The 18,324-nt window shown below is 65.4% G+C and carries 14 protein-coding genes; 7 read left to right on the plus strand and 7 right to left on the minus strand.

The features are described 5' to 3' along the window. Positions 1-4 precede the first annotated feature (4 nt). Positions 5-289: a hypothetical protein gene (locus I6F28_RS32045; RefSeq protein ID WP_035996692.1), complete on the minus strand. Its 285-nt coding sequence runs from the start codon at positions 287-289 to the stop codon at positions 5-7. Between the two features lie 189 nt (positions 290-478). On the opposite strand from I6F28_RS32045, the gene I6F28_RS32050 reads away from it, so the two are divergent. The 4 genes from I6F28_RS32050 (at position 479) to I6F28_RS32065 (ending at position 5,267) form a co-directional block, all read left to right on the plus strand. Then, positions 479-799 carry a hypothetical protein gene (locus I6F28_RS32050; protein ID WP_035996689.1) on the plus strand — a complete coding sequence of 107 codons (321 nt, stop codon included), beginning with the start codon at positions 479-481 and terminating at the stop codon, positions 797-799. Positions 800-1,024: 225 nt separating this feature from the next. Then, a complete protein-coding gene (locus I6F28_RS32055) occupies positions 1,025-1,750 on the plus strand; it encodes an outer membrane protein (RefSeq protein WP_225142879.1) in 726 nt (241 codons plus the stop codon). 161 nt (positions 1,751-1,911) lie between these two features. Next, positions 1,912-4,068: a methyl-accepting chemotaxis protein gene (locus tag I6F28_RS32060; RefSeq protein WP_225128532.1), complete on the plus strand. Its 2,157-nt coding sequence runs from the start codon at positions 1,912-1,914 to the stop codon at positions 4,066-4,068. A 137-nt stretch (positions 4,069-4,205) separates the two neighbouring features. Beyond that, the gene (locus tag I6F28_RS32065; protein WP_035996672.1) at positions 4,206-5,267 is read left to right on the plus strand and encodes an MBL fold metallo-hydrolase; all 1,062 of its coding nucleotides are present in this window, start codon (positions 4,206-4,208) and stop codon (positions 5,265-5,267) included. A 169-nt stretch (positions 5,268-5,436) separates the two neighbouring features. Here I6F28_RS32065 and aroQ read toward each other — a convergent pair whose 3' ends face one another. Next, entirely contained in the window at positions 5,437-5,868 is a 432-nt protein-coding gene (gene aroQ, locus I6F28_RS32070) for a type II 3-dehydroquinate dehydratase (protein WP_035996668.1), read from the minus strand. 267 nt (positions 5,869-6,135) lie between these two features. Between aroQ and hemA the strand changes: the two genes are divergently transcribed. Beyond that, a complete protein-coding gene (gene hemA, locus I6F28_RS32075; protein WP_035996665.1) occupies positions 6,136-7,365 on the plus strand; it encodes a 5-aminolevulinate synthase in 1,230 nt (409 codons plus the stop codon). Between the two features lie 182 nt (positions 7,366-7,547). Continuing rightward, positions 7,548-11,057, plus strand: coding sequence for a PAS domain-containing hybrid sensor histidine kinase/response regulator (locus I6F28_RS32080; RefSeq protein ID WP_225142881.1), 3,510 nt, complete (start codon positions 7,548-7,550; stop codon positions 11,055-11,057). Positions 11,058-11,068: 11 nt separating this feature from the next. Here I6F28_RS32080 and I6F28_RS32085 read toward each other — a convergent pair whose 3' ends face one another. Genes I6F28_RS32085 through I6F28_RS32100 form a run of 4 tightly spaced genes read right to left on the minus strand, consistent with a single transcriptional unit; the run spans position 11,069 to position 14,007 of the window. After that, positions 11,069-11,890, minus strand: coding sequence for an SDR family NAD(P)-dependent oxidoreductase (locus I6F28_RS32085; protein ID WP_225142883.1), 822 nt, complete (start codon positions 11,888-11,890; stop codon positions 11,069-11,071). Positions 11,891-11,907: 17 nt separating this feature from the next. Then, a complete protein-coding gene (locus I6F28_RS32090) occupies positions 11,908-12,471 on the minus strand; it encodes a cytochrome P460 family protein (protein ID WP_225142885.1) in 564 nt (187 codons plus the stop codon). 52 nt (positions 12,472-12,523) lie between these two features. After that, complete coding sequence (locus tag I6F28_RS32095) at positions 12,524-13,552, minus strand: alpha/beta fold hydrolase (protein ID WP_225142887.1); 1,029 nt, start codon at positions 13,550-13,552, stop codon at positions 12,524-12,526. A gap of 35 nt (positions 13,553-13,587) precedes the next feature. Further along, the gene (locus I6F28_RS32100) at positions 13,588-14,007 is read right to left on the minus strand and encodes an organic hydroperoxide resistance protein (protein ID WP_225142889.1); all 420 of its coding nucleotides are present in this window, start codon (positions 14,005-14,007) and stop codon (positions 13,588-13,590) included. Positions 14,008-14,202: 195 nt separating this feature from the next. Here I6F28_RS32100 and I6F28_RS32105 point away from each other — a divergent pair, with 195 nt between their 5' ends. After that, positions 14,203-17,034 carry an ATP-binding protein gene (locus I6F28_RS32105; RefSeq protein WP_225142891.1) on the plus strand — a complete coding sequence of 944 codons (2,832 nt, stop codon included), beginning with the start codon at positions 14,203-14,205 and terminating at the stop codon, positions 17,032-17,034. An 865-nt stretch (positions 17,035-17,899) separates the two neighbouring features. Here I6F28_RS32105 and I6F28_RS32110 read toward each other — a convergent pair. After that, positions 17,900-18,324 (minus strand): TRAP transporter large permease subunit (locus tag I6F28_RS32110; protein ID WP_225142893.1); only part of this gene is annotated, 425 nt, incomplete at its 5' end.

An 18,324-nucleotide genomic window follows, 5' to 3' on the forward strand; every position in this document is an offset into this window, starting at 1 on the left:
CCCTCTATCTCGTGGTGTTGCTCCAGGTGGGAGCCGAGTTGGTCACGCCGACCGAGGGCCAATTGTATGATCCGATCGACGGCGCGGTGACAGTGCCAACCGTCTGTCCCGACGATCCGTAGGCCGCCCTCGGTTGCGCGGCCGGCGCTCCGGCTCCGCCATAGGTCGGAGCCACCACACCAGTGCTGTATTGCCGGCTGGACCGGACCTTTTTCGCCTCAGCTGCGAATGGTGCGGCAAGCAGTCCCGTCGTGATCAGCGCGGAAATGGCGAGTCTGATGGTTTTCATGGCTGATCCCTTCACCCGTTGCGCGCCCCGATATGCCAAGTGTTCATGCATCGGCAAATTTCCATGGGTTCTCCCTTCATAACTCCGTGTGCGGACGAAGGTGCCGGAGCGCGGCGGACTCACACCGTCTTCGGATGGACCCGAATCAGCGCTAGTGCATTGCTTTCAGTGACTTCCCTGGACGCAAGCATGACCGGCGCCGAACTGAAGCAGCTTCGCAACGACCTCTCCGATGCCCTCGAGCGCAAGCTCAGCGCGGCCGACATGGCCAAGCTTTGCGGACTGCCGGAAAGAGGCGGCGCCGACACCATCCGGCGCTGGGAGGTCAGCGGCCCGACGCCGGAGGGGACCAGGATACTGCGCGTGCTCGCGATGGCGAGCGAGCGCTATCCGATCCTGGAGAAGTTCGACATCTTCGATCGACACGACGTGCGTGAGGAAGACAGGCCGGCAAAGCGCGCCGCCTTTCGCGCGCAGATGCGCGATGAGGCACGGCGGCGTCTTGGTTAACAGGATGCCCGCGCAAGTTACCCGAGAGGCGCCCAGGTTAAGCCTTCCTTCACCACTTCTTAAGTTGCCATTAAGCACGAAAATCATTTGCGGCCCAACAAGTTACGTTGGCCGTCGCTGTGCCACGGATGTGACAGCATTTTCGTCAAAAGCGAGCTATCTGCAAAACCAATGCGGCGCAGCAAACGCGCCTGCCGGGGACCTTACGTGTTGGAGTTCAAGACGATGAAGAAGATTCTGTTTGCGACCTTGGCGCTGCTCGTGTTGGGCGCGGCTGCGCCGGCCGTCGGTGCCGATCTCGGCAACCGCAATTATTACAAGACGCCCGCGCCGGCCTACGCCGCGCCGATCTACAATTGGACGGGCTTCTATCTCGGCGCCCATGTCGGCGGCGCGTTCTCCAGCGACAACAATTTCAATGGCCTCTCCACCGGCAACAACGGCAACGGCCGCTTCCTCGGCGGCGTGCAGGTCGGTGCGGACTGGCAGTTCCACCCGAACTTCGTGGTCGGCGTCGAAGGCCAGTATTCCTGGCTCTCCGGCAGCGTCGGCGCCGTGTTCCCGGGCGGCATCGCCTACACCAACGACCAGCGCGGCCTCGGCTCGATCACGGGCCGCGTCGGCTACACCTGGGGTCCCGGCCTGGTCTATGTGAAGGGCGGCTACGCCTATTCGGACAACAACGAGAGGGTCACCGTCGGCGGCGTGCCGGCCGCCTTCGTCATCACCGGCGATCACCGCAACGGCTACACCGTCGGCGCCGGCCTCGAATACATGTTCGCCCCGAACTGGTCGGCCAAGGCCGAGTACCAGTACTACAATTTCGGCGACGCCAGCTTCACCGCCGGTCCGCTCGCCGGCACCGGCGCCTTCACCACCGACGACCATACCTTCAAGGCGGGCGTCAACTACCGCTTCAACTGGGCGAGCCCGGCCATGGCGCGCTACTGATCGGTTACCAGGACCTTATCAAGATGAAGGGGCCGGCCTCGTTGCCGGCCCCTCTTTTTTCGCTCTGCGGAACAACGTCAACCGATTGGGCTCATTGCGATTCCTTAACCGGTGCTGCCGATACTGCAGCCACAAATAGAAGAACATTGGGGGAATTTTCGATGCCGATCCGTTTGGGCCTTGGCCGCTTCCTTGGCAGTTTCCGTCCGCGTTTCAAAATGCCCAAATGGGGCGTGCGCGGCAGCCTGTTCGCGGCGTTTGCGGTCATCGCGGGCATGGGCCTCGTGATCGCGGCCGGCGCCGGCCTTGCGCTGCAGAATCTCGGCGGACGCATGACTGAACTGAGCGGACGGGACATTCCGCGCCTTTCCGCCAGCCTGCAATTGTCGGCGCTGAGTGCGAGCCTCGCGGCGCAGGGACCGGCCCTGCTTGCGGCGCAGAGCGAGGACGCTCTGAACGAGCGCACCAAGAAACTCAGGGAATTACAGGAGCAGACGCAGCAGAAGCTCAACGAGATCATCGAGCTCGGCGGCGACAAGAGCGTCGTCTCCGGGCTCAGCGAGACGATGAAGAGCATCAACGAGGCGGCTCAGAGCCTGACGAAAGCCGCCCGCGAACGGCTCGACATCGCGGCGCTGCACGACAAGCAATATGACGCGCTTCGCGCCGCGCAGGGCGCCTTCGTCGGCGCAGCGAGTCCGGCGATGCTGGACGCGCAGACCCGCGTCAATGCCATTCTCGGTTCAGCCGACTTGTCAGCCGCAGACGCGACCGACGCCGCGCAGACCGTCGGTCAGCTCGGCAACGTCGTCGCCAGCGGTAATCTCGCCGCCGCCAACATGAGCGCGGCGCTGTCGGCGAACACCAGCGACAAGCTCGATGACATCCAGAAGGAATTCAAGACGGCGCAGGGGCGCCTGCGGTCGAACCTCGATCTGTTGCCGGACAATCAGGGCAACAAGATGCTGCGCGACACCGCGGAAAAGCTGCTCGCGCTCGGCACCGGCAAGACCGGCGTGTTCAATCTGCGCGAGAAAGAGCTCGACTCCATCGACTACGGCCAGACCATCCTGGACGAGACCCGCAAGCTCAATGTCGGGCTCGGCATCAGCGTGCAGCAGCTCGTCGACGGCGTGCAGAAAGAGACCAACGCCTCGACCCTCCAGGCGCGGCAGGAGATTTCGCTCGCGACGTCGGTCATGCTGGGCTTGGGCGCGCTGATGCTGGTCGGCTCGGCGCTGTTCGTCTGGCTCTATGTCGGCCGTAACATCCTGCGCCGGATCGGCGCCTTGCAGCAGTCGATGCAGCTGCTCGCGAACGGGGATCTCGAAACCGAGATCTACCGCTCGAAGAATCACAACGACGAAATCTCGGTGATGGCGAACACGCTGCAGGTGTTCCGGGAGAGCATGATCGAGACCCGCGCGCTGACGAGCGAGCAGGACAAGGACCGTATCGCCAAGGCCGAGCGCGCCGCGCGCATGGAGGCGAAGATCGCCCAGTTCGAAAGCACGGTGCGCTCCGCGCTCGATAATCTGGCCCAATCGGCCAATTCGATGCAATCGACCGCGCAGAGCATGTCGAACACCGCCGACCAGTCCAACGCGCTGGTCAACGCGGTCGCCTCCGCGGCGGAAGAGACGTCGGTCAACGTGCAGACCGTCTCGGCCGGCACCGAGCAGCTGTCCTCCTCGATCCAGGAGATCAGCCGCCAGGTCGTGACCTCCGCCGAGATCGCCAAAAAGGCGGTCGACGAAGCGGGAGCGACCGACGCCACGGTGCAGAGCCTTGCCGACAGCGCGAGCCGCATCAGCGTCGTCGTCGACCTGATCCAGACCATTGCCTCGCAGACCAATCTGCTCGCGCTCAACGCCACCATCGAGGCGGCGCGCGCCGGCGAGGCCGGCCGCGGCTTCGCGGTGGTTGCCTCCGAGGTGAAGAGCCTGGCGAGCCAGACCGCCAAGGCGACCGACGAGATCCGCACCCAGATCGCCAGCATGCAGTCAGTCACGACCTCCGCGGTCGGCGCCATCCAGGGCATCGGCCGGATCATCGGCGAGATCAACGACGTCACCACCACGATCGCAGCGGCGGTCGAGGAACAGGGCGCCGCGACGCGCGAAATCGCCCGCAACATCCAGCATGCCGCCGGCGGCACCAGCGAGGTCTCCAGCAACATCGTCGGCGTCTCCACCGCGTCCGCCGAAGCCGGCGCTGCGGCCACCGAGGTGCTGGGCGCTTCGGACGCGCTGCGCCGCGAGGCCGATATGCTGCGCGGGGAGATCGACGCCTTCCTCAACGATATGCGGGCGGCGTAAGGCCCTGTCCTGTAGCCTGGATGGAGCGTAGCGCAATCCGGGCTACGGAAAACTGCCTCGGTATGACCGCCATGCTGTCGCCGCCCAGCATCCTTTTTCGGCTGGCGCCCCGCGCGCGCTGGGTTTAAGCCGATAGCATGAGCTCGAAAACCGACACCCCGCAGTCCTCGGCCGAGGCCCTGCGCTACCCCTGGGAACAGCATCCCGGCCCCGAACAGGTGGTCGAGGTGCGGCCCGGCGTGTTGTGGGCGCGGCTGAAGCTGCCGTTCCGCCTCAACCACGTGAACATCTACCTGCTCGCCGATGGCGACGGCTATGCGATGATCGATGCCGGCTTCGGCAACGAGGAGACGATCGAGGCCTGGACGAAGCTGTTCGACGGACCGCTGAAAGGCGTCAACATCACGCGCCTGATCGTCACCCACTCCCACCCGGATCATGTCGGTCTCGCCGGTTGGATCGTCGAGCGGTTCGGCTGCCCGCTGGTGATGTCGCAGGTCGAATATCTGCAATCGGTCTATCACCAGAACCGCGGCACCGAGGAGCGGCGCGAGGCGCAGCGGCTGTTCTTCCGCCGCCATGGCATGGACGAGTCGCTCACCGAAAAGCTGCTCGGCCGCGGCCAGGACTATCTGAAGCGCGTCTCGGTGCTGCCGCCGTCCTACCGCCGCATCTCGCATGGCGATGACGTCGTGATCGGCACGCGCCGCTTCAAGGTCATCACCGGCGGCGGCCACGCCCTCGACCAGGTGATGCTGTATTGCGCCGACGACAAGCTGTTCCTCTCCGCCGACCAGGTGCTGAGCAAGATCTCGCCGAATGTCAGCGTCTGGGCGGTCGAGCCCGACCAGAATTCGCTCGGCGAATATCTGGCCTCGCTCGCCAGCCTCACCACGACGCTGCCCTATGACGTGTTGGTGCTGCCTGGCCATGGCGTGCCGTTCTACGGATTGAAGACCCGCATCAAGCAGCTCGCCGACCACCATGAAGAGCGCTGCCGATTGATCGCGGAAGCCTGCCGTGAGGTGCCGCAAACCTCGCGCGCCCTGGTGCCCGTGGTGTTCAACAAGCACGTGCTGGACGAGCACCAGATGGGCTTTGCCGCCGGCGAGCTCGTCGCCCACGTCAACTACATGATCGTCGAGGGCCGCCTCACGCCCGAGATGCAGGACGGCGTGCTGCAGTTTCGGACGACGTGAGTTCTTCGCCTCTCCCCGCCTGCGGGGAGAGGCCGACACGCGAAGCGTGGCGGGTGAGGGGAGTCTCCGCGAGTCTAACTCTCACCATCATTGCCGAAACAGCCCCTCACCCCAACCCTCTCCCCGTAAGAACGGGGCGAGGGAGCAGACCTCCGGCGCGGCTGGCGCCTCACTTCATATTCGCGATCGCGTGCAGCGCCGCGATGTAGCCGAACGGCCCGAGCCCGCAGATCACGCCGGTCGCCACGAACGAGATCTTGGAATGCCGGTGATATTCGTCACGGGCGTGGATGTTGGAGATGTGCACCTCCAGCACCGGGCCCTCGAACGTCTTGATCGCGTCCATGATCGAGACCGAGGTGAAGGAGAGGCCGGCCGGATTGATGACGATGGCCTCGGCGTCCTGCCGCGCCGACTGGATCAGATCAACCAGCACGCCCTCGTGGTTGGACTGGTGGAAGGCGAGCTTGAGGCCGAGCCTGGCGGCTGCGTCCTCGCAGCTCGCGTTGACCTCCGCGAGCGTCGTCGTGCCGTAGATGTGCGGCTCGCGGATGCCGAGCATGTTGAGGTTGGGACCGTTGAGGATCATCACGCGCTTCATGGAAGGGTCCTTTCGAGAGCCTGGTTGAGCAAGGAAAGCGCGCGCCGGGCCGCGACGGAAGACCATAGGCTGGGTCGCCCCGGCAGATGGTGCAGAGCAGCATTATATGTCGCGCAGGATTGATCGGGATCAAACTGAGACGCGCCGGATAGGGCATTTTGCCCAAATGCCCCACAGATCCAAATGTGGGATAGCGCATAGACATTGGAGCTGGAAAAGCTCTAAGTAGACCCGTCCCCTTGGTCAGGTTCCGTTGCAGGTTTGCCGATGGATTACGCCCAATTCTTCGATTCCGCCCTCGATCGTCTCCACACCGAGCGGCGTTATCGCGTGTTCGCCGATCTCGAACGCACGGCCGGCCGGTTCCCGCATGCGGTCTGGCACTCGCCCAAGGGCAAGCGCGACGTCGTGATCTGGTGCTCCAACGACTATCTCGGCATGGGCCAGCATCCGAAGGTGGTCGGCGCCATGGTCGAGACTGCCACACGCGTCGGCACCGGCGCCGGCGGCACCCGCAACATCGCCGGCACGCATCATCCGCTGGTGCAGCTCGAAGCCGAGCTCGCCGATCTCCACGGCAAGGAAGCCGCGCTGCTGTTCACCTCGGGCTATGTCTCGAACCAGACCGGCATCCCGACCATCGCAAAGCTCATTCCGAACTGCCTGATCCTATCGGACGAGCTCAACCACAATTCGATGATCGAGGGCATCCGCCAGTCCGGCTGCGAGCGGATCGTGTTCCGCCACAACGACGTTGCGCATCTCGAAGAGCTGTTGAAAGCGGCCGGTCCCGATCGGCCGAAGCTGATCGTCTGCGAGAGTCTCTATTCCATGGACGGCGATGTCGCGCCGCTCGCCAGGATCTGCGATCTCGCCGAGAAATATGGCGCGATGACCTATGTCGACGAAGTCCACGCCGTCGGCATGTACGGCCCGCGCGGCGGCGGCATCGCCGAGCGCGACGGCGTGATGCATCGCATCGACATTCTCGAGGGCACGCTGGCCAAGGCGTTCGGCTGTCTCGGCGGCTACATCGCCGCCAACGGCCAGATCATCGACGCCGTGCGCTCCTATGCGCCGGGCTTCATCTTCACCACCGCGCTGCCGCCGGCGGTCTGCTCGGCCGCGACCGCCGCGATCAGGCACCTGAAGACGTCGAGCTGGGAGCGCGAGCGCCACCAGGACCGTGCCGCCCGCGTCAAGGCGATCCTCAATGCCGCCGGCCTGCCGGTGATGTCGAGCGACACGCACATCGTACCGCTGTTCGTCGGCGATCCCGAGAAGTGCAAGCAGGCTTCCGACCTGCTGCTCGAACAGCACGGGATCTACATCCAGCCGATCAACTATCCGACCGTCGCCAAGGGCACCGAGCGCCTGCGTATCACGCCCTCGCCCTATCACGACGACGGCCTGATCGATCAGCTCGCCGAAGCGCTGCTGCAAGTGTGGGACCGCCTCGGCCTGCCGCTGCGCGCGAAGTCGCTGGCCGCGGAATAGGCCTCTTTTACCCTCCCCTGGAGGGTAAGAGCGGGCGGACAGCTCGCCCCACCGCTTAACGACGCCGGCAGTTCCTACCGCCGCACGGCATTTCGCTGTCGCCTGCACTCGCTCAACGCGCTAGGTTTGCAAGGAAAATGAGCTCGGGCGCCGCCGGCGCCCAGGGAGAGAGCCCCCGACCCATGCTGCACGATTGGGGCGTGATCGCCGCCGCCTTCGGCTATATCGGCTTCCTGTTCCTGGTGGCGAGCCACGGCGACCGCCGCTCGCCGGCCGGTCGCGGCCGGGCCTCCGGGCTGATCTATCCGCTGTCGCTGGCGATCTACTGCACGTCCTGGACCTTCTTCGGGTCGGTCGGCTTCGCGACCCGCACCTCGACCGATTTCCTCGCGATCTATGTCGGCCCGATCCTGATGATCGGGTTGGGGGCCGGGGTGCTCCGACGCGTGATCCAGCTGGCGAAAGCCCACAACATCACCTCGATCGCCGACTTCATCGGGGCCCGCTACGGCAAGAGCCAGGCGGTGGCGGCGACCGTCGCCGCAATCGCGATCATCGGCTCGGTGCCCTATATCGCGCTCCAGCTCAAGGCGGTGGCTTCTTCGCTGGGCACAATCCTGAGCGAAGACCAGGCCTTCTCGCACATCCCGATCCTCGGCGACATGGCGCTGATGGTGACGCTGACGATGGCGGCCTTCGCTGTGCTGTTCGGCACGCGACAGACCGACGCGACCGAGCACCAGCACGGCCTGATGCTGGCGATCGCGACCGAATCCATCATCAAGCTGGTCGCCTTCCTCGCCGCCGGCATCTTCGTCACCTTCTGGATGTTCTCGCCGCATGAATTGATCGAGCGCGCGATGAGGACGCCGGAAGCGGTGCGCGCCATCAATTATTCGCCGTCGATCGGCAACTTCCTGACCATGACATTGCTGTCGCTGTGCGCGATCATGCTGCTGCCGCGCCAGTTTCACGTCAGCGTGGTGGAGAATTCCTCGGATGCCGAGGTCGGCCGCGCGCGCTGGCTGTTTCCGCTCTACCTCGTCGCCATCAACCTGTTCGTGATCCCGATCGCGCTCGCCGGCCTCGTGACCTTCCCGTTCGGCACGGCCGACCCTGATATGTACGTGCTGGCCCTGCCGATCGAGAGCGGCGCGAACCTGCTCAGCGTCGCCGTCTTCGTCGGCGGGCTGTCGGCGGCAACCGCCATGGTGATCGTCGAATGCGTCGCGCTCTCCATCATGGTCTCGAACGACCTCGTGGTGCCGCTGGTGCTGAAACGTCGGCCGGAGGGGCGCGCCGGCGGGGCCGATTTCAGCAACTTCCTGCTGCGCTCGCGCCGGCTCGCGATCTTCGCCATCATGGTGATGGCCTATTTCTACTATCGCGCGCTCGGCAGCACCCAGCTCGCGGCGATCGGCCTGCTCTCCTTTGCCGCCATCGCCCAGCTCGCCCCGAGCTTCTTCGGCGGCCTGCTCTGGCGGCGCGCGACCGCGCGCGGGGCGATCGGCGGCATGCTGGTCGGGTTTGCGGTGTGGCTCTACACGCTGTTCATGCCGAGCTTCATGGATTCCTCGACGTCAGGCATCCTGCTGCTGCAGCACGGCCCGTTCGGCATCGAGGCGCTGCGGCCGCAGGCACTGTTCGGCGCCGACCTGCCGCCCCTGATGCACGGCGTGATCTGGTCGCTGTCCCTCAACATCCTGACCTATGTGCTGCTGTCGCTGGCACGCCGGCCATCCTCCATCGAGCTGCTGCAAGCCGATCTGTTCGTGCCCAATACGCTCGCACCGATCTCCCCGAGCTTCCGCCGCTGGCGCAGCACCGTCACCGTGCAGGACATCCAGACCACGGTGGCGCAATATCTCGGGCCCGACCGCGCGCGACATTCCTTCGAGGCCTTCTCGGCGCGGCGCAACGTGCGGCTGGAGCCCGGTGCGCCCGCCGATTTCGAGCTGCTGCAACACGCCGAGCATCTGATTGCCTCCTCGATCGGCGCGGCCTCCTCCCGCCTCGTGATGTCGCTGCTGCTGCGCAAGCGGACGGTCTCCGCCAAGGCCGCGCTGAAGCTGCTCGACGATTCGCACGCCGCGCTGCATTTCAACCGCGAGATCCTGCAGACCGCGCTCAACCATGTGCGCCAGGGCATCGCCGTGTTCGACGCCGATCTGCAACTGATCTGCTCCAACCGGCAGTTCGGGGACCTCCTCAATGTGCCACTGCATCTGATCCAGTTCGGCACGCCCTTGCGCGAGATCCTGGAGTTCATCGGCCTCGGCGATCCGAACGATCCGCTTGAGCGCGAGGCCCTGCTGGAACGGCGCCTTGCGGCCTACACCACCGACAGCGAGCCTTATCTCGAGCGGCTGCCGGAACGCCACATGGTGATCGAAGTGCTCACCAACCGCATGCCCGGCGGGGGCTTCGTCATCACCTTCACCGACGTCACGCCGACCTTCGAAGCCGCCGAAGCGCTGGAGCGCGCCAATGCGACGCTGGAAAAGCGCGTGCGCGACCGCACCGAGGAGCTGACGCGGCTGAACTCCGAGCTGGCCATCGCCAAGAGCGCGGCGGAGGACGCCAGCATCTCCAAGACGCGTTTCCTCGCCGCCGCCAGCCATGACATCCTGCAGCCGCTGAACGCGGCGCGGCTCTACGTCACGAGCCTCGTCGAGCGCCAGCACAATGGCGAGGAGACGCGGCTGGTCGAGAACATCGACGAATCCTTGCAGGCGATCGAGGAAATCCTCGGCGCTCTGCTCGACATCTCCAGGCTCGACGCCGGCGCGATGGCGACCTCGATCTCGAGCTTCAAGATGGCCGATCTGATGCGCTCGCTGGAAATCGAGTTCGCGCCGATCGCGCGCGCCAAGGGCCTGGAGCTCGCCTTCGTGCCCTGCTCGCTGCCGGTCGAGTCGGACCGGCTCCTGCTGCGGCGCCTGCTCCAGAACCTGATCTCGAACGCGATCAAGTATACCCCGCGCGGCCGCGTGCTGGTCGGCTGCCGCCGCCGCGGCGCCTCGCTCAAGATCTGCGTCTACGACACCGGCGTCGGTATCCCCGCGGTCAAGCGCGGCGAGATCTTCAAGGAATTCCATCGCCTGGAGCAGGGCGCGCGGATCGCGCGCGGTCTGGGCCTCGGCCTCTCGATCGTGGAACGCCTGGCTCGCGTGCTCAAGCACGGCATCGCCATCGACGGCAATCGAAGCGGCGGCTCGGTGTTCTCGGTGACCGTGCCGACAGCGAAGGCGGTCACCCACACCGCGGCCGTGACCAGCGCGACGCCGCTGGCGCGCACACCGATCTCGGGCGCGCTGATCGTCTGCATCGAGAACGATGCGGCGATCCTCGACGGCATGCGCACGCTGCTCAAGGCCTGGGATGCCGAGGTGATCGCGGTCGCCGATCCCGAAGGCGCGATCGCTGCGATCGAAGCCGCCGGCCGCCGCGTCACCGGCCTTCTGGTCGACTATCACCTCGATCGCGGCAACGGCATCGCCGCCATCCGCGAGATCCGCCGCCGTTTCGGCGATACCATCCCTGCGATCCTGATCACGGCCGACCGCAGCCCCGCCGTGCAGGTCGCCGCGCGTGACGAGAAGATCGCGGTGCTCAACAAGCCGGTGAAGCCGGCTTCGCTGCGTGCCCTGCTCGGGCAGTGGCGCACGCAGCAGATGGTGGCGGCGGAGTGAGGCCCCCGGGGTCAATAGTCAGTCGATACGCTGAGCGCTCGCCACCTCTCCAGCTCTTCGAGGCGGAGCTTATCGATCGCAGCGATGGCGTCGACGGCATCGCTTCCGAGCGCAATGCGCAGAGGCGGGCGCTCCATATCGGCAAGCTTCAGAACCACGGCCGCGGCTTTGGCTGGATCGCCGGGCTGCCGGCCGTCGTAATCGCGCTGCATCCTGACGGCAGCGCCGACGAGCGCATCGTATTCCGGGCGTCCTTCGCCGGTCCCATGTGCGGCTCGCGCAAAGCCGGTGCGAAAGCCGCCGGGCTCGACGATCGTGACGTTCACGCCGATCAGCGCCATCTCGCGCGCCAGCGATTCCGAAAAGCCCTCGATACCCCATTTCGCGGCCGAATAGGCGGCGCGGGCTGGGGCGCCGATCCGGCCGCCTACGGACGAGACTTGCATGATGTGGCCACGGCGCTGCCGGCGCAGCACCGGAATCGCCGCCTTGGTGACGATAATGGTGCCTATCAAATTGGCCTCGATCTGCCGCCGGAACGAGTCCAGGCCAGTATCCTCGACCGATCCGAGGTCGCCGTAGCCGGCATTGTTGACGACCACGTCGAGTCCGCCGAACGTCTCCGCAGCAAGCGCGATGGCTGCCGGCGCGGCAGCTTCATCCGTGACGTCGAGCGTTGCAAGGCACAGTCTTTCAGCGAAACGTTCCCGCAACGGTTCAAGCGGTTGGAGCGTCCGCGCAGTGGCAACCACCTGGTCGCCCGCGGCGAGTGCCGCTTCCGTGATGGCACGGCCAAGCCCGCGAGAGCTGCCGCTGATGAACCAAGTCTTCAAGCCAGTCACCGTATGTCTCAAGGCGCAAGCCGCGTGAAGACATAGTCGCGGCTCTTGGCGCGGGCTTCGTGGCAGGCGAAGCAGGTGCGGTGCTGCGCCTCGTCCACCGGCTTGCCGTTGATGAAGCGGCCAAAGCCCCAGCCGCCGGTAGCCGCGTATTTCTTGGAATCCTTCACCATCACCTGGACCGTGGTGGCGGCGCCGGGAATCGTCGCGGACGCGAACTCCGGTGACTGCTTTCGCTTCCAGGCGCGCTTGACCAGAATGGTGCCGTCCGGGAACGGCAGTTTTCCGGCCTGATAGGCATCGATGGCGGTCTGGTTGCCGACAACAGCGCGCAGCTCGTCGAGCGGCGCGGCCTCTTCGGCCGGCGCGATCAGCTCCCACCGCTTATAGCCGGCTGGAATTGTGACGCCGAAGATCGGCGAGGCGTCCGCCGCGCTCTGTTCCGCTGGCCCTTCCGCGAAGGCGATCGTGACGAGGTAGGGCATGCAGGTCAGGAGCACGACGAGGAGGACCACGGTCAGCACGATCATCGTGGTGTAGAAAGATTTCTTCTTTTCGGGTTCGGCTATCGTCATGATGTTTCATCGGGCTCGATCAATGAGGCTGGACGGAGGTGCCGACGAATGCCTAGGCGCCGTCGGCGTCGATGACGGCCTTGGCGAAGGCTTGTGGCGCTTCCTGCGGCAGATTGTGGCCGACGCCGCCGGTGATCAGGCGAAACTCGTATCGGCCTGAGAACTTCTTGGCATAGGCGCTCGGCTCGGGATGGGGCGCGCCGTTGGCATCGCCCTCCATCGTGATCGTCGGCACCTCGATCTGCGGAGCTGCGGCCAGCTTCTTTTCGAGATGCTCATATTTTGCCTCGCCCTGGGCGAGCCCGAGCCGCCAGCGGTAATTGTGGATCGTGATCGCGACATGATCCTTGTTGTCGAGCGACGCCGCGCTTCTGTTGAAGGTAGCGTCGTCGAACTTCCACTGCGGCGAAGCCAGCTTCCAGATCAGCTTGGCGAAATCATGCGTGTACTTCTCGTAGCCGGCCCGGCCGCGCTCGGTCGCGAAGTAGAACTGGTACCACCATTGCAGCTCGGCCGACGGCGGCAGCGGCATATTGCCCGCAGCCTGGCTGGAGATCAGATAGCCGCTGACCGACACCAGCGCGCGACACCGCTCCGGCCACAGCGCGGCGATGATGTCGGCGGTACGCGCGCCCCAATCGAAACCGGCGACGACGGCCTTCTTGATCTCGAGCTTGTCCATCAGCGCGATGATGTCGGAGGCCATCGCGGCAGGCTCGCCATTGCGCGGCGTCTCGCTGGAGAGGAAGTGCGTCGAGCCGTAACCGCGCAGATGAGGGATGATGACGCGATAGCCGGCCTGCGCCAGGATCGGTGCGACCTCGACGAAGGCGTGAATGTCGTAGGGCCAGCCGTGCAGCAGGATCGCCACCGGACCATTCGAGGGACCCGCCTCGGCATAGCCGACGTTGAGAACGCCGGCATCGATCTGCTTGATCGCGCCGAAGGACGCATTCGATGCTTGGGATCGCTGCGGTTCCGTCTCGGCACGAGCGAACGCGATCACGCCGATGCCCGCGGCGGCGGCTCCGGTGGCGATGCCGAGAAACTGGCGGCGGTGCTGATCGATGAGCTGCTTCATGATGGTGTTACCTCGTCGTGGTTGATGATGGTGCGTCAGATCAGCGCGACCGTGACGTCGATGTTGCCGCGGACGGCCTTGGAGTAGGGGCAGGTTTGATGCGCTTCATCGATGATGCCGCGTGCGATCTCGGGGTCGAGTCCCGGCAGGCTGACATTGAGGCGCGCCCTCAGCGCGTAGGCGCCCTCGTCGAGCACGAGATCGATCTCCGCGTCGATCACGCTTTTCCTGGGAAGGGTCACCTTCTGCTTGCGCGCGGCGAGTTCCATGGCGCCTTCGAAGCAGGCCGACCAGCCGGCCGCAAACAATTGCTCGGGATTTGTGCCGATGCCGGCCCCGCCCGGCGGCGACAGCTTGACGTCGAGGCGACCGTCGGAACTGCGCGATATGCCGTCGTGCCGGCCGCCGCTGGTGTGGGTCCGGGCCGTGTAGAGCAGTTTTGCCGTTTGCGTCATGAAGAGCTCCTTGCAGTCGCGCAAACTGACTAGCAGCGACGCGCTCCGGAGACCCGTTTGGACTTGTGAGAAGTTGTGAGGCCGGCGCAGAAGCTGATGCGAGGTCTGCAAACAAGGTCTGAGGCCGATGCAACGCAGGCCTTGCGGGATGGCTGCCCTCTGGCTATCCGGTTCGCAAATGAGCAAGATTTCGCGATGACCACGCCGACCGGGCCAAGACTCTCGTTCGGACCATTCACCGTGGCGCCACATGAAAGGCTCGTGACGCGCGACGGCCTCGCGGTGCCGCTGGGTGCGAAGGCCTTCGACGCGCTGATCGCACTGATGTCGCGGCCGAACGAGGTCGTCAGCAAATGGGATCTGATGGCGCTGGTGTGGCCCGGCATCACCGTCGAAGAGGCCAATCTGCGCTTTCACATCGCCGCTCTCCGCAAGGCGCTCGGCGACGGCAATGACGGCGCACGCTACATCACGACGCTTTCCGGGCGCGGCTATTGCTTCGTGGCGCCGATCTCGCACACGGAGCCTCCGGCGGCGCGGCGCTCGTCCCCGCCGATGGAATTGCCGCCGGTCAAGCTGCCGAATCGGCTGCAACGGATGGTCGGACGCGACCAGGCGGTCGCCACCATCTCCGACAAGCTTCTCACCTCGCGCTTCGTCACGATCGTCGGTCCGGGCGGCGTGGGCAAGACTGCCGTCGCGGTGGCGATCGCCCACGACCTGCTCGCGACGTTCTCCGACGCCGCGCATTTCGTCGACCTTGCCGCGCTCAGCGATCCCGATCTCGTGATCACCTCGATCCTGTTGATGCTCGGCTTGCCGGCCGAGACCGACGATCCCCTGCCCGCGCTGCTCGCGCATGTCAGGGACAAGCGGTTGCTGCTCATCCTCGACAATTGCGAGCATGTCATCGCCGCGGCGGCACCGCTGGCTTCGGCGATCTTCCACGCTGCGCCTGATGTCCACATCCTCGCCACCAGCCGCGAAGCCCTGCGCGTCGAGGGCGAGCAGGTCTATCGACTGGCGCCGCTCGCCGTACCGCCTGATAGTGCCGGGCTGAGTGCGGCGGCTGCACAAACCTATCCCGCGCTTCAGCTCTTCATCGAACGGGCGACCGCTGGCGGCGCGCAGATCGCGCTCGACGATACCAACGCCGCGACTATCGCGAGGATCTGCCGCAAGCTCGACGGCATGGCCCTGGCGATCGAGCTCGCCGCCGGCCGGGTCGAAGCTTACGGCCTGGAGCAGACGGCCGCGCTGCTCGATGAGCGTCTCAATCTGCTCTGGCAGGGCCAGCGCACCGCGCCCCCGCGACAGAAGACGTTGCGGGCGACGCTGGACTGGAGCTACGGGCTGCTGTCCGACATCGAGCGCCTCGTGCTCCGCAGGCTGGCGGTCTTCGCAGGTCACTTCACCATCGACGCCGCCCTCGAGGTCGTCCCGGATGAACGTGCCGACCGCTCCCATTTGTTCGATGCCATCGACAGTCTCGTCGCCAAATCGATGGTCGCGCCGCGGCCGGTCGGCGCCATGATGCGCTACCGTCTGCTCGATACCACGCGCGCCTATCTGCTCGAGATCGAGCCGAACGACGCCGCGCTCGCCGCCCGCCACGCGACCTACTACCGGCGATGGCTGGAGCAGGCCGGCAGCACATGGGCGGCAACGCCGAACGCCGACGAACGGGCGATCCACTTCTCCGCGCTCCACAACGTGCGTGCCGCGCTGGACTGGTGCTTTGGCACGGGCGGCGACGCCACCGCCGGCATTGCGCTCGCCGCCGCGGCAGCGCCGATCTTCCTCGCGATGTCCCTCTTGATCGAATGCCGGCGCTGGTCGGAACGGGCACTGCTTGCGATGACCCCGTCCGCGCGCGGCAGCGCCGATGAAATGCACATCCAGGCTGCCCTCGGGCTGACCCTGATGTTCACGCGCGGCGGCAGCGAGGCGGCGCGCGTGGCCTTGAGCAGGAGCCTTGGGATCGCGGAGGCGCGCGGCGACGCGCCGAACCAGCTGCAGCTGCTCGGCCGCATGCATATCTTTCACGAACGGATGGGGCAGTTCCATGCCGCGCTTGGCTATGCGCAGCAGAGCCTTGCGGTCGCGCAGGCGCTCGGCGATCCCGGCTCGATCGTCCTCGCCCATTCGCTGCTCGGGGTTTCGCTGCATCTGGCCGGCGAGCACCGCGACGCGCTGAAGATGCTGGAGGTCTCATGGCAAGGGCCGGGCGCCGAACGAATCAGCACCATCCATGGCTTCGATCATCGCAACCGGGCCGGCATCACGCTGGCGCGCGAACTCTGGTTACAGGGTCGGCCCGCGGACGCGCGGCAGCTGGCGCAACAGACGGTAACTGAAGCCGCGCAGATGGAGCATCCGATCACGCTGTGCATCGCGTTGATCTGGGCGGTCTCGATCTCGCTCTGGGACGGCGATCTCGACGGCGCCGAGCAGAGCATCGACCAATTCATCGCGCATGCCGAATCTCGCTCGATGGGTCCCTATCTCGTGGTGGGCCGCGGCGTGAAAGGCGAACTGGCGATCCGTCGGGGAGACGCCGCGCAAGGCGTCGATACGATCATGGCTTGCCTACGCAAGCTCCACGAGGCCGGCTATGAACTGCTCACCACGACCTTCAACATCGCACTGGTTCAAGGCTTGTTGGCGCTTGGACAGGTCGAGCAGAGTGCGCGTCTGATCGACGATGCGATCCGCCTCGTCGATCAGAGCGGCGATCATCTCTACATGCCCGAGTTGCTGCGGATGAAAGGCAGAGTTCTGTTGTCGCTGCCGGAGCCCGACGCCGAGCAGGCAGAAGCCCACTTCATGCAATCCCTGGATCTCAGCCGCCGGAAAGGCGCCACGGCCTGGGAGCTGCGCGCTGCGATCGATCTCGCCGGGCTGTTTGCCGGACGCGGGCAGCGCGACGAGGCGAAGCGATGGCTCCAATCGGCTCTCGAGGGCTTTGCCGAGGGCGCCGATACGGCGGATATCAAAGCGGCCAGCGTGCTTCTGACCACGCTGTAGCGGATCACCCCGTCGGCGTACCCTGCTTCGTCGCTGCGCTCCTCGCAATGACGGCGCAAGGTGAACCGTTATCGACCTCAAACCAGCGTCTCGACTCGCAGACATGGCTTCGCCTTCTCGCGGCGCGTTTCGCCCGAGTTTTGCGCTTCGCGTCACGCCCTCCTGGAGAAAGGGCGCAGGGAAGGCCGGGTGCTGACATCGCACCCGCGGTCCGCTGCGCGAAATGCACACGCAGGAAGAACCGCACAGCAGCATACAGGTGGAGCCGAACACACGGCCTTCCCTGCGCGATGGTCGGACGGCTTATGCCGTGCTCTCCCGGGAGCCGAGTTCCCTCTGGCCTCCCTCGCCCTCACGAAAGTCACCGGCACCGCGCCGGTTGGCGCAGATGCCGCATCCGCAAGCGCTTGACCGTAGCAACGACGGCCAGGACCACACGGTTTTGCCGTTACGCAACCAGCGCCGTTCGTACAACGCGGCTTGCGAGGCGCTCACGGGGCTCGGCTCAATCCATCACCCCGCCCTGCGTCTCACATCCGCGACGGCGCAAATGCGTCCACCGCAGCCCGATCCGCGGCTCGTGACGACGTACGACCGCCCCTTTCGCCGGATCAGGGTGGGCGACATTTACGTTGAATCCGAATTTCTGTAAAGCAGAATATATGGCCGCCGATCGGTTGACCCAGCCGTTGCTGTTTTGCGCGACGACGGCCCAACCCCTAGGGGTGGCTCGGTCACGTCCCTGCAAATCATGTTTCGAAGAACGCGCACATGATGTCCCGTCGTCTCCAGCAGCAGCGCGAAAAGCGGAGAGCGTCAACCGCCCGGGTTGGACGAAAAGCGGAAGTGCTTCGGCGGACGTCCCTTAGTTCTTGGGCTGCCCGAAATCGACCAGCGGTGGCGGCAACTCGATGTCCGGAATCTCGATCTTGATCTTATCCAGATCCACCTTGATCGGGGCGTCCAGCAACCCGGTCACAGTGATCGGGAATGCGATCACGACCGCAACCATGATCGCCTGCAGACCGATCCACGGCACCGCGCCCCAATAGATGTCTGAACTCTTGACTTCCCTCGGCGCCACGCCGCGCAAATAGAACAGTGCGAAGCCGAAGGGGGGATGCAGGAAGGAGGTCTGCATGTTCACGCACAGCATGATCCCAAACCAGATCAAGGCGGCATCCGCGCCGACGACAGGCGTGAGGAGCTTGAGGGCGGTCGGCGCGATCATGGGAACGATAATGAAGGCAATCTCGAAGAAGTCGAGGAAGAAGGCGACAAAGAAGATGA

This window comes from Bradyrhizobium sp. NBAIM14 (assembly GCF_020193895.1).
GTDB classification, from domain to species: Bacteria; Pseudomonadota; Alphaproteobacteria; order Rhizobiales; family Xanthobacteraceae; genus Bradyrhizobium; species Bradyrhizobium yuanmingense.

Excerpts from the sequence above, each read along its gene's own strand:
- I6F28_RS32045 (WP_035996692.1), bottom strand. The coding sequence starts at position 289 with ATGAAAACCATCAGACTCGCCATTTCCGCGCTGATCACGACGGGACTG.
- I6F28_RS32050 (WP_035996689.1), top strand. The coding sequence starts at position 479 with ATGACCGGCGCCGAACTGAAGCAGCTTCGCAACGACCTCTCCGATGCC.
- I6F28_RS32055 (WP_225142879.1), top strand. The coding sequence starts at position 1,025 with ATGAAGAAGATTCTGTTTGCGACCTTGGCGCTGCTCGTGTTGGGCGCG.
- I6F28_RS32060 (WP_225128532.1), top strand. The coding sequence starts at position 1,912 with ATGCCGATCCGTTTGGGCCTTGGCCGCTTCCTTGGCAGTTTCCGTCCG.
- I6F28_RS32065 (WP_035996672.1), top strand. The coding sequence starts at position 4,206 with ATGAGCTCGAAAACCGACACCCCGCAGTCCTCGGCCGAGGCCCTGCGC.
- aroQ (WP_035996668.1), bottom strand. The coding sequence starts at position 5,868 with ATGAAGCGCGTGATGATCCTCAACGGTCCCAACCTCAACATGCTCGGC.
- hemA (WP_035996665.1), top strand. The coding sequence starts at position 6,136 with ATGGATTACGCCCAATTCTTCGATTCCGCCCTCGATCGTCTCCACACC.
- I6F28_RS32080 (WP_225142881.1), top strand. The coding sequence starts at position 7,548 with ATGCTGCACGATTGGGGCGTGATCGCCGCCGCCTTCGGCTATATCGGC.
- I6F28_RS32090 (WP_225142885.1), bottom strand. The coding sequence starts at position 12,471 with ATGACGATAGCCGAACCCGAAAAGAAGAAATCTTTCTACACCACGATG.
- I6F28_RS32095 (WP_225142887.1), bottom strand. The coding sequence starts at position 13,552 with ATGAAGCAGCTCATCGATCAGCACCGCCGCCAGTTTCTCGGCATCGCC.
- I6F28_RS32100 (WP_225142889.1), bottom strand. The coding sequence starts at position 14,007 with ATGACGCAAACGGCAAAACTGCTCTACACGGCCCGGACCCACACCAGC.
- I6F28_RS32105 (WP_225142891.1), top strand. The coding sequence starts at position 14,203 with ATGACCACGCCGACCGGGCCAAGACTCTCGTTCGGACCATTCACCGTG.